Below are 10,317 nucleotides of genomic sequence, written 5' to 3'. Positions count from 1 at the left end.
GACCATATCGAGCGAGCGTTCAGCCAGAATCGCTACCAGTTGGTCCGCTTCTACTCCCGTCTCCCGCAGCTTCCGCGCAAGGCGGTTGGATCGCTCATTCAGCTCGCGGTAGGTCAGCTGCCACTCGTTCATGACGGCGGCCACGTTGTCCGGATAAAGCTCCGCCTGCTCTTCGAACAAGCCATGAATCGTCTGCTGCCTCGGGTAGTCCGCCTCCGAATCGTTGAAACCGCGTACCAGCTCGCGGATTTCCTCCTCTGTGAGCATTTCCAGCGAGGCAATATCCCCGTCCGGCGCTGCTGCGATGGTTTCTAACAGCTTGTCATAATGTTTGGCGAACCGCTCCGCGGTCTCCTGCTTATACAAAGCCGTAGCGTACTCCAACCGGCATTCGAGCTGACCGTCCAGCTCAGAAATGTCCAGGAGCAGCTCGAACTTGGATGTTCGGTTCTCCAGCGGATAAAACGATTGCTCCAGCCCCTCGATGACAATTTGCTCATTCTCCGTATTTTGCAGGGAGAAGAATGTATCAAAGAGCGGATTCCGACCAGTCGCGCGCGGAATGTGAAGACTTTCCACCAAGTCTTCGAACAGATAATTTTGGTGTTCGAAAGCCCCGAGCGTGATGTCCTTGATTTCTTTCAGGTACGAAAGGTACGGCTTGGAACGCTCCGGACGACTGCGAATGGCCAGCGTATTGATAAACATTCCTACGATCGGATGCACTTCTTCCTGCGTTCTTCCGGCAATCGGCGTTCCGACGATCAGATCTTCCTGACCCGAATATTTATGCATAAGGATGGAGTAAGCCGACAGCAGCACCATGTAGAGGGTCGTCCCCGTCCGTGCCGCCAGCTCCTTCAGCTTATCCGTCCGCTCTTTCCCGATATAAAACTTTACGGTCCGGCCGTCAAAGCTTTGCACCGCTGGCCGCGGGAAGTCCGTCGGCAGCTCCAAGACCGGCAGCTCGCCTGACAGCTCTTCCAGCCAGTACTCCTTCTGCGGCTGGAGCATCTGCCCGTAAGCTTCGGAATGCTGCCAACCGGCATAATCTTTGTATTGAATGCGCAGCGGAGCCAGCTCCTCGCCCCGATACAGGCGGCTGAACTCATCGAAGAGCAGCGCTGTCGATATGCCGTCCGAGACGATATGGTGCATATCGAACAGCAGAATGTGGCGATCCTCGGCGACTTCGATCAGGCCGATGCGGAGAAGTGGCGGCTTGGTCAGATCAAACGGGCGATAGTAAGCTTCCACCACTTGGTCCACTTCCCGATCGCTCGCCTGGAAATAATCAACAGCAAACTCCGCCTCGTCATAGATGCGCTGCACAAGCTCGCCTTGAACCTGCTCGATCCCGGTACGCAGCGTCTCATGGCGCTGAATCAGAGCCCGGAACGCGTGCTCGACGCGCAGGCGATCCAGCTTGCCTTCAAGAAGAAGCGCCGCCGACATATTGTAGCTTCGCTCGGCCCCGTCAAGCTGGCGCAGGACGTACAGACGCTTTTGCTCGGATGAAACCGGATAGTACTCGGCCTCAGTTGCCTTTGTAATCTCATACGCCTCCTGCTTCTTTAAACCGCCGATTCTTTGGGCCAGCTGTTCGATCGTGGTGTAGCGGAAAACGTCCCGCAGCGGAACCTCGACTTGCAGTTCTTTCCGAATCTTGGAAACCAGCGTGGAGGCCCGCAAGGAATGACCACCCAGGTCAAAGAAATCGTCTTCGACTCCAACTCGCGCAATACCCAGCACCTGCTGCCAAATGAGAGCAAGTCTTGTTTCCAGCGTTGTGCGAGGAGCCACATACTCACGGCCTGCTTCTACCTCTCCGGTCGGTTCAGGCAGCGCTTTACGGTCAATTTTGCCGTTCGGAGTAAGTGGAAGCTTATCAAGAGACACCAGCCGGGCCGGGACCATATGGGTCGGCAGCTCTTGCTTCAATTGGGACAGCAGATCGCTCAGCTGCAAGGAAGCATCCGCCGCCACGTAGCCGCACAAATACTTTTGCCCCTGCTCATCTGTACGGTCTGTCACCACAGCCTGCTTGACGCCCGGGAAACGCAGCAGGGCCGTTTCAATTTCGCCGAGTTCAATCCGGAACCCACGAATTTTCACCTGATAGTCAATCCGGCCGATGAAGTCAACGTTGCCGTCTTCCAGCCAGCGGGCCAAATCGCCTGTACGGTACAGACGTTCGCCCGGCACAAACGGGCTGTCCGCAAATTTCTCGGCGGTTAGGTCCGGACGGTTCCAGTACCCGCGCGCCACCCCGACGCCGCCGATGACAAGCTCGCCCGGAACCCCTACAGGAACCGGATTTAACGCGGCATCGACAATGTAAAACCGGGCGTTCAGCCAAGCTTTGCCGATCGGCACATGACCCGACTGCGGCAGCTTATCCAGCGGCTCACTGTAAAAACTGCTGTCAATGGCCGCTTCGGTAACGCCATAGCTATTGATGATGCGGAATTGTCCGCCGAATCTTTCCTGCAGCAATCGGTAATCGGTGACACTGCAAGCATCCGAGCTGGTAATCAGCAACTGCATGGAGCTAACGTCCAGCCCTTCTTCATAAATATGCTGCATGAATGGCAGGATTAGCGCAGGTGTCGATTCGAATACCGTAATGTTTTGGTCCCGAATCCAACCGTATAAGCGGTTCGGGTCAATCCGGTCATCCTTCGGCACAATCACCATCGTGCCTCCGTTATACAGCGTCCGCGCAATGTCTCCGACGAATACGTCAAACGAGAAGCTAGCCAGCTGCAGCAGCCGCACCGGGAACTGATCCAATCGATACTCGCGACGGTACGCATCCGCCGTATTCACGAGACTACCGTGTTCGATCATGACGCCTTTCGGGCGTCCCGTCGTACCCGAGGTGTAAATCAAATAAGCCAAGTCTTGCGGGGCACTATCGGCAGATTCAAATTCCACGGCTAAGGCATCCCTGTTATAAATCTGTTCATCGTCCATGGCATAGACAGCTTGAAGTTTCAGCCGGTCATCGGCCAACCAACCTCCGGCCCGCTCCAACAGATGACGCTGTGTAAGCAGCACCGATGCACCGCTATCGCTGAGCATGTATTCAATCCTCTCCGCCGGATAATCGGGATCCAGCGGTACATAGGCTCCGCCGGCTTTCCAAACGGCGAGCACCCCGACCAGCAGTTCCACCGAACGCTCCGCCCAGATCCCCGTAATCGTCTCCCTTCCCACGCCCTGTTCGCGAAGGAGAGAAGCCAGCCGCTCGGCGCGTTCGTTCAATTCGCCGTAGGTCAGCTGCTTGTCCATGTAGACGACTGCCGGATGATCCGGAATTTCCCGGGCAAACTTTTCAACATACCGATGAAATGCTTCCCACTCGCTCAGCCCTGACACCGGCGGGTTAAAAACGCCCAGAATGCGGTGTCTCTCCTCATCGCTCAGCAGAGAAATCTCGTGTACCGACAGTTCTGGAGTCTGAAGAAACTGGTCCAGAACGGTTACATACTGTTCTATAATCCGATCAATCTCGGCCGTCTCGAACAGGCCGGTACGATAGGAAGCATGGAGAATGACATGACCTTCAGTCAGCATATGGTCGAAGCGCAGCAACAGATCATCCATCTCGTGTTTAGCAAAGTGAGCCTCCAGGCGTACCTTGATTTCTTCGTACTCCACGATTTTCAAAGGCAGATATTCCAAAGACGTGCGGAACAGTCCCGAAAGATCGTTGCGGCCGTGTTGTTCGCGCAAATCCTGGATCAATTGGTTATAAGGGTATTTCTGATACCGCAGATCCGCCGTATTCTCCTTTGAAACCGCTTGGATCAAGGAAAGCACGTCCCCGTCTGGATTCAGATGAATCCGCGTAGCCACGGTGCTGACGAACATGCCGATCGTTTCTTTTTCCTTCTTGCTGGTGCGATTGGCGAACACCGTGCCGACCGGAACATCGGTGCTGTCGGTCAGCTTGTATAGCAAGGCATACATGACGGACAGAAATAACGTATATAAGCTGACCTGATATTGTTCGCTAAAGGCCAGAATGCGTTCATACCGGGAACCGTCCAAAGTGATGGCCCGTTTATTGGATTCGCTGCCGATCGCGAATGGCGGATACGATTTAATGCCGGTTGTTTCAGGCAAAGTGTTGTACTTCGTCAGCCAGTATTCCTTGCCTTTTTGATAACGCTGCGAATGCTCATATTCACGCTCCGCTGAAATATAATCCAGATAGGAAGGGGCCAAGTAACTGCTGGAGATGCCTTTGCGCAGTTCCAGGTATTTTTCCATCACCGCATGCAGCAAAGCAGTGACGGACAGGCCGTCGGCGATAATATGATTTACCGTCAAATTGAGCCATACTTGGCCGTTCGCAAAATGGATAATCGTAAATTGGTGGAGGTGTTCGTCGAACACGCTGGCCGGTTTTTCGCTTACTTCTTTCACCCAAGCATAGAATTGTTCGGTTGTGCCTATTTCGAGGCGGCTTATCCTGGCTTGGACATTCTCCGGCTCTTCGAACCACTGCGTTGGATTTTGCAAATCCCCGCTAATGCGGATTCGGAAAGCGTCATAGGTTTTGACGATCTCCGCCGCAGCTTGCTCCAGAAGCTGTGTGTCGATCTGGCCCGTAATCTGGTAGGTCGCGGAAAGCATCGTGATGGACGTTCCCGGATTCATAATTTCCATGAACCATATTCGGCGCTGGGCTTGCGTAAGTTCATACTGCCCGTTGGTATTCTCTCTCACATCGACACACTCCCGTTTTAGAGATTCTTATAGATAGGCTTTGTACCTAGATCTAACTTAGTCACTCTTAAGAAGAACCACGCAGGCCATTCCCGGAACGGCTTCTGCTGACTCTTCCCCCTTTTTCGTGTCTACGTTATCTGGTAAATACCAGTTATAAAGTCATACCTTGGATTACTAAAAGGCTCTGTCGCATTCGCAAGTCGTAAGCCGCCCGCCGCAAAGCGGGTCTAGCCGTACAACCGGGCGTAATAACCCCCGAGCGCCAGCAGGTCCTGATGGCGGCCCCGCTCGACGACCGTCCCTTGGTCCATGACGGTAATCAAATCCGCATGTTCCACGGTGCTGAGACGGTGCGCGATCAGAATGGTGGTGCGCCCCTTCATCAATACATTCAGGGCCTGCTGTACCCAATGCTGGGATTCGTTATCCAGCGCAGAAGTCGCTTCGTCCAGCAGAAGAATCGGGGCGTTTTTGAGAATTGCCCGGGCGATCGCAATTCGCTGCCTTTGTCCGCCCGACAACGACGCTCCCCTCTCTCCCACCGACGTTTTATACTGTTCAGGAAGTTCCTGAATGAAATGGTGAGCGTACGCCGCTTTGGCCGCTTCAATTACTTCCTCATCCGTTGCATCCGGGTTGCCGTAGCGAATGTTTTCCTCAATCGTGCCGGTAAATAAGAACGGTTCCTGCGGAACGTATGCAATCTGCCTGCGGATTTCGTCCAGCGTGTAATGGCCGAACGGTTTGCCTTGGAGCAGGATTTCTCCGCTGTTCACAGGATAAAAGCCGAGCAGCAGCTTAATCAGCGTACTTTTGCCGCTGCCGCTGGCCCCCACGATAGCGGCGACCTGGCCGGGAAACACCTGCATGGACATGTCAACAAGCACCTTTTTATCCGCCTGATAGGAAAATTCCACATCGCGAAACTCCACCGCAGCCTCCGACACGAGCTCGCTGTAAGGAGATCCCAAACGCTCCGGTTCCTCTTCCTCTCTTAGTACCTCTTGAATTCGGTGAGCGCCCGCGAGCGAATTTTGGGTCATCGACAGAACGATCCCCAAGTCCAACAAGGCGTGCGTCAGATTCACTTGCAGAACCGCCAGGGTAGCGACGCTTCCCATGCCCATCAGTCCGTAGGCATAAAGAAGACTGCCGATGACGATGACGCCGCAGAACGTGACGTAGCTGATAAAATGGTTCACCGCAGCCTGCATGCCGTTTTTCTGCGCGGTTTGCCGAAGCGTCTGCGTCATTTGTTCGTTCAACGCCTCGTACTGGCCGTAAATCGTGCGGATGCGGAACAGCTTCACAATTTGAATGCCGCCCATAAAATCTTTGAATTTTTCGGTCATTTTACCGAGCGTTTGCAAGCCTTGTTCGGACAAGACGCGAATATCCCGCGCAAATTTCAGGCTAACCACGGAGGACAGCAGCAGAATGACGAAGGATACGCCGGCAAACCGCCAATCGATCAACATCATAGAGACAATGGAGCCGATGCAAAAAAAACTTGAAGCAGCAAAACGAAGTAAACCTGCGAGAATGTAAACTCAACGGTCGTTACGTCGTTGTTCACCCGGGACATCAAGTCCCCATGGTGCGTCTGCTCCAGGAATCTCGGCCGCACCCGGCACAACTTGTCATAAAGACGTTTGCGGATGTTCAGCACAGTCAGCTCAACACTGCGCTGGTATAAGTAAATGAACCAGGGAGAAATCACATTTTCCAGGAACAAGGCCGCGCCCAAAATAATAAAGGCTTCCACCATCAGGGACGTATCTTGGGACACGGCGAAATCAACCAAGTTATGTACGATCAAACTGAAAGCGATCAGGAACAATGTCTGGGTGAGCGCCGTTACGGCCAGGCCAATGGCATACTGGGTTTTGCGCTTGCGGTTCATAAAGGTCAGCAAGTAGCCGAGTTCTTTCACTTGCGAGAGCCATCCGCCCTTTTTCATGTGTACGCCACCTCCCTGCGTTCGGCAGACTCGGTAAATTCCTGGTAGTACGACTGGGCGTATAGCCCCTTCATTTCCAGCAATTGTTCATGAGTGCCCTTTTCCACAATATTTCCTTGTTCCATGACCCAAATTTCGTCGGCATTTTGTACTGTAGAAAGCCGGTGGGCAATCACCATCGTGGTTCTCTGCTTCATCAATACGCCCAGCGCTTTCTGAACCGCGCTTTCCGACTCCTGATCAAGAGCCGATGTTGGCTCGTCCAGCAGAAGAACGGGAGCATCCTTCAGAAAAGCCCTGGCCATTGCAATGCGCTGGCGCTGCCCACCGGACAAAAAGCCTCCGCGCTCTCCGACATACGTCTGGTATCCACCCTCAAGCTGCATAATGAAGGAATGCGCCTGAGCGGCTTTGGCGGCTTCAATAATCTCGTCCATCGACGCTTCTTCCCGCCCGTAGCCGATATTTTCGGCGATCGTGCCGCTAAACAAATATGAATCCTGGGTTACTACGGAAAAATGTGACCGAAGCTGCTCCGGATCGGCGCCGTCGATCAGGCTGCCGAATACGCGGATCTCCCCCTGATCCTCCGGAAGCGGATAAAAGCCGCATACAAGCTTAAACACCGTGCTTTTCCCTCCGCCACTCGCTCCGATAAGCGCGATCGTCTTCCCTTCCGGCACCGAGAAGCTAACATTCCGCAGGATCGGGGAACTCTCCTCATACCCGAAGGTTACGTTCTGAAACTCGATGGGGGCGGCGCTCGCCTTCGGAAGCGAACGGCCATTTTCCGTTTCGGTCGGCTGCTCGACGATTTCAGAGACCCTTCTCAGGGCACCGGCCATTTCGAACGTCCGCGTGATGAGCTCGGGAATATGCTCTAGCGGCTCCAGACACAGATTCAGCAAGTACAGGAAGGCGATCAGCTCTCCCGCGCCTAGCTGCCCGTTGTAGATCAAATAGCTTCCGTAACTGACGGCGAAAATGATCGGGCTGATCATCAGCGTGGAAAGCAGCGGGTTGACCCAGGCTTCCCGCTTTTTCACGGCCAGCTTTTTTTGGGCCGTCAATTGCAGCAGCACTTGGTAGGAGCGAGATAACATGCCGGATAGCAGGTAGCTTTTTACAACAGGCATACCCCCAAGCGTATCCTGGAGGTTGACGTTCATTCGGCCCATATTCGCCTGGGCTTCCTCCGTCAACCGCTCCAACTGCTTGCCGATCCATTGGGAAACCAGCAGCGCTACAGGAAATAACAGCAGGCTCGACAGCATCAGCTCCCATTGGAGGTAGATCAAATAAGCGAAACAGCCGATGAACAATAGCGGATGATAAAACCACTGGGCAAGATCCCGAATCATAAACTGCTGGATAAGCTGCAGGTCGTTGTTGATCCGCGACAACACGTCGCCAGAGTGCTGCTTTTCCAAATAGGAGACCGGGAGTTTGCCGATATGACGCATGACGTGGTTGCGGATATCCCGCACCGCAGAGGCGCTGCTTCGCTCCACGCCGAAGCTCATGAAAAACTTCGCCGGTACACCGATCAAGATGACCATAAAGACCGTGTATACGATTTGCAGAACGAAAGGCCCCGCCCCCTTCTCGGCCTGGGTGGTCAGCTGCTCGATCAAACTTCCTGTCCATATCTCAATAACGGCGGCGGCAATTGCGGACGAGGTACCGACGATCATCCAGCCTTTGTGACGGCTTACATAGGACATCAGCCAGCGGAACGCTTTCCAGGTGGCGTAAGGGGTTTGGCGCTTGGAAGGCGCCGCTGTGCCTTGTTCTTGAACGGACGGCTGCCGATCAGCTACCATGCAGTACCCCGGCCTCCGCTTCGATCTGCCGCTTGACTTGCTCTAAGATATCCCGGATGACAACGGCCGTTTCGTCCACGCGCGCGAGTTCCAGTAATTCCTCGTGCGCGCCCTCCAGCCGGTAATCGGCGTAAGCTTGCGTCACTGCCCCCCGCCAGGACGGCAATTGGTGCTCCAAGCGGAACGCTTCGCTGTCCTTCGCAATCAGTTCGTAAATCCGGGCCGAGATCGTGCCGGAGTTAATAAGCTGCGCTTCGTACGCCAAAGTCGCTTTGACCTTCTGATGAACCCGCTCCCGCACAAGCGGGTTGCTCATCAATTCCTTCTCTTCTTCGTCGTAATCGGCAACCATTTCTTCAAGCTCTTTCTCTGACGTTTCTGATGGCGTCAGCGTGTCCTTAATCCACGAGTCCACCATGAGTACGTCCGTTACGGAATACCCTCTTTTCTCCATCGTTTTGGCTACCTCGAACGTTAGGTTGCCCCCGAAGCAGTAGCCGAGCAGCACGTAAGGTCCTTTGGGCTGGATACGGACGATCTCGTCAACATAACGGTTCAGCATGGTCTCGTAATCAGCGGCATCGTCGATAAAATCAATGCCGTAAAGTACGAATCGGCCATCGAGCCTGCTTGCGAGCTCCCGGTAACCGATGCCGAAGCCGCTGCCCGGAGGGAAGCAGAACACGTTCAGATCTCCTGCTTTATTCAGCTTAATGAAGGAGTCTCCCCCTTTATCCAGGCCCAGATCCCCCTCTCCGAAAGCCATGGCTTCAACTGTTACATGATGGAATTGGCGGTTCAGCGGTATCTCAATGCCCGTTTCATCGTAAACGGCTTGAACGAGCCTCATCAGACTTAATGAATTGCCACCCAACTCAAAAAAGTTATCCTTTACGCCGACCTGCGGAACGCCAAGCGTATCCTGCCAGACGCGGGCGATCTTCATTTCGAGCAGCGTTCTCGGCGCAATATATTCCGCTCCTCCGGCCGCGGCTTCCTCCGGCGCAGGCAGCGCTTTGCGGTCGATTTTCCCGTTGGGGGTCAGCGGCATCAGCGAAAGCTGCACGAGATGCGAAGGAATCATATACCCTGGAAGCTGCTTGGCGAGCTCCTCCTTGAGTTCATGCGCCGCCAGCCTCGTTTCCGCGACGTAGTAAGCGACAAGCTGCTTTTGGCCATTCGCGTCGTCGCGGTCGAGCACCTTGGCCTCTTGCACAGCGGCGATCTTCAGCAACTGTGTCTCGATTTCGTCCAGCTCGATCCGGTACCCGCGGATTTTCACTTGGTGGTCGATCCGGCCCAGGTATTCGATGTTGCCGTCCGGCAGCCAAGCTGCCAAGTCGCCCGAGCGGTACAGTTTCTCCCCCTCCGCAAACGGGGAATCGACGAACTTCTCCGCCGTCAGATCCGGACGGTTCAGGTATCCTCTCGCAAGGCCTTCCCCGGCCACGTACATTTCGCCCGCTACGCCAATCGGTACTGGGCGGCGGTTTTCATCAAGGACGTACACCTTCAGCGTCGGGATCGGCTTGCCGATATTGCTCTTCGCCGCCTCCATTTCCACCCACGTAATTTCCTTATACGTCACGTGAACCGTCGTCTCGGTAATGCCGTACATATTGATCAGCTTCGTCTCCGGGTACTTCGTCTTGAAGCCCTTTAGCAGCAGCGGACTCAGCGCTTCGCCTCCGAAGATGACGTTGCGAATCCGCAGATCGTACGGATGGTCCGCCAAGACCTTACGCAGCAGCTGGTAGAAGTACGTTGGCGTCTGGTTCAAAATCGTGACCTGTT

At 54.5% G+C, this 10,317-nt stretch carries 4 protein-coding genes and 1 pseudogene; all 5 read right to left on the bottom strand.

What is annotated here, in order from left to right; genetic code table 11:
* Window positions 1-4,737 (bottom strand): non-ribosomal peptide synthetase (locus AZ66_RS22215; RefSeq protein ID WP_044356846.1); only part of this gene is annotated, 4,737 nt, incomplete at its 3' end.
* Between the two features lie 230 nt (window positions 4,738-4,967).
* On the bottom strand, window positions 4,968-5,609 hold the full coding sequence (locus tag AZ66_RS32975) for an ABC transporter ATP-binding protein (protein WP_231586995.1): 642 nt from the start codon (window positions 5,607-5,609) through the stop codon (window positions 4,968-4,970).
* A gap of 276 nt (window positions 5,610-5,885) precedes the next feature.
* Window positions 5,886-6,643: pseudogene (locus AZ66_RS32970) on the bottom strand (ABC transporter transmembrane domain-containing protein); the annotation flags it as partial.
* 53 nt (window positions 6,644-6,696) lie between these two features.
* Complete coding sequence (locus AZ66_RS22205; protein ID WP_044356845.1) at window positions 6,697-8,523, bottom strand: ABC transporter ATP-binding protein; 1,827 nt, start codon at window positions 8,521-8,523, stop codon at window positions 6,697-6,699.
* Window positions 8,513-10,317, bottom strand: a 1,805-nt coding sequence (locus tag AZ66_RS22200; protein ID WP_044356844.1) for a thioesterase domain-containing protein, incomplete at its 5' end; no start/stop codon positions are given. The genes AZ66_RS22200 and AZ66_RS22205, both read right to left, overlap by 11 nt.

Origin of the sequence: Paenibacillus sp. E194, from assembly GCF_000935845.1 — a bacterium.
Classification (GTDB): Bacteria; Bacillota; Bacilli; order Paenibacillales; family Paenibacillaceae; genus Paenibacillus_B; species Paenibacillus_B alvei_B.
The sequence above is the reverse complement of the archived record's forward strand: the minus strand, read 5'-3'. Positions and strand labels throughout refer to the sequence as shown.